Origin of the sequence: Tahibacter caeni (assembly GCF_024609805.1) — a bacterium.
GTDB lineage: Bacteria > Pseudomonadota > Gammaproteobacteria > Xanthomonadales > Rhodanobacteraceae > Tahibacter > Tahibacter caeni.
The window spans coordinates 1-1,393 of sequence record NZ_JANFVR010000620.1; the positions used below are offsets into that span (position 1 = coordinate 1).

At 74.2% G+C, this 1,393-nt stretch carries 3 protein-coding genes; all 3 read left to right on the forward strand.

Going from position 1 to position 1,393, the window contains the following annotated elements; translation table 11 throughout:
- On the forward strand, window positions 1–538 hold a 538-nt coding region (locus NON22_RS24335; RefSeq protein WP_257389566.1), incomplete at its 5' end, for an HAD-IC family P-type ATPase.
- The gene (gene ccoS, locus NON22_RS24340) at window positions 535–699 is read left to right on the forward strand and encodes a cbb3-type cytochrome oxidase assembly protein CcoS (RefSeq protein ID WP_257389567.1); all 165 of its coding nucleotides are present in this window, start codon (window positions 535–537) and stop codon (window positions 697–699) included. The genes NON22_RS24335 and ccoS, both read left to right, overlap by 4 nt.
- Window positions 689–1,393 (forward strand): sulfite exporter TauE/SafE family protein (locus NON22_RS24345; RefSeq protein ID WP_257389568.1); only part of this gene is annotated, 705 nt, incomplete at its 3' end. The genes ccoS and NON22_RS24345, both read left to right, overlap by 11 nt.

A 1,393-nucleotide genomic window follows, 5' to 3' on the forward strand; every position in this document is an offset into this window, starting at 1 on the left:
GCGGCAGCCGCTGCGCGCCGACGCGGCCGACGCGATCGCCGCGTTCCGGCGTCTCGGCGTCGCGCTGGAAATCGCGAGCGGCGATGCGCCCGGGGCGGTCGCCGCGACCGCGCAGGCGCTCGGCATCGCGCAGTGGCGCGCACGCCAGACGCCGGAGGACAAGCTCGCGCGCGCGGTCGCGCTGCAGCGCGACGGCCACGTCGTCGCGATGCTCGGCGACGGCATCAACGATGCGCCGGTGCTGGCCGGCGCGAGCGTCTCGTTCGCGTTCGCCGGCGGCGCTGCGTTGACTCACCGTGCCGCGGATTTCGTGCTCGCTGGCGATTCGCTGGCACGTGTCGCGGAGGCGATCGCGCTCGCGCGGCGCATGCGCCGCGTGATGCGCCAGAGCCTGGCCTGGGCCGTCGTCTACAACGCGCTCGCGCTGCCGTTCGCCGCGCTGGGCTGGATAGCGCCGTGGCTCGCGGCGCTCGGCATGGCCTGCTCGTCGCTCGCGGTCGTGCTCAACGCGCTGCGTCTCGTGAGGACACCTGCATGACCATCCTGCTGCTGCTGGTTCCGATCAGCCTGCTGCTGCTCGGCGCGGCGGTCGCCGCGTTCGCCTGGGCCGTTCGCGCGGGCCAGTTCGACGATCTCGACACGCCGGCGCTGGACGTGCTCGTCGACGAGACGTCGACGCAGGAAGACCATGCCGATTGACCTGCTCGTCGCCGGCGCGGCGCTGCTCAGCGGCCTGCTCGGCAGCTTGCATTGCGTGGCCATGTGCGGCGGCATCGCGACCGGTCTCGGCGCCGCAGCCGGCGGCGGGCGCACGAATTTCGCCGCGGCGCTGCGCCTGAACCTCGGCCGCCTGCTCGGCTATACCGTGGCCGGTGCGGCCGTCGGCGCATTCGGCGGCGGCCTGCTGCAGGTCGTGCGCAACGAATGGCTGCCGCTGACCCTGCGCCTGCTGCTCGGTGCGCTGATGATCCTGATCGCGCTGCGCCTGTTCGACGTCGGCAAGCGCTTCGCCGTGCTGCATCGCGCCGACACCGGACTCTGGCGCCTGCTCGCGCCGTTGCAGCGGCGCCTGCTGCCGGCACGCACGCCGCTGCGCCAGCTCGCGCTCGGCCTGCTCTGGGGCTGGATGCCCTGCGGCCTGAGCACGAGCCTGCTGCTCGCGGCCTGGCTGCAGGCCGATGCGTTGAATGCCGCCGTGCTGATGGCGAGCTTCGGACTCGGCACGCAGCTGCTGATGCTGCCGCTGACCTGGAGCGGCGTGCACCTGGGCCGGCGCCTCGCGCAGCCCGCGTTCCGGCGCGCCGGCGCCGCGCTCGTGCTGCTGGCCGGCGTCGTGACGATGGCCACGCCGTGGCTGCTGCAGATGCCCGGCGCGCACGCCTGGCTCGCCGGC

Excerpts from the sequence above, each read along its gene's own strand:
- ccoS (WP_257389567.1), top strand. The coding sequence starts at position 535 with ATGACCATCCTGCTGCTGCTGGTTCCGATCAGCCTGCTGCTGCTCGGC.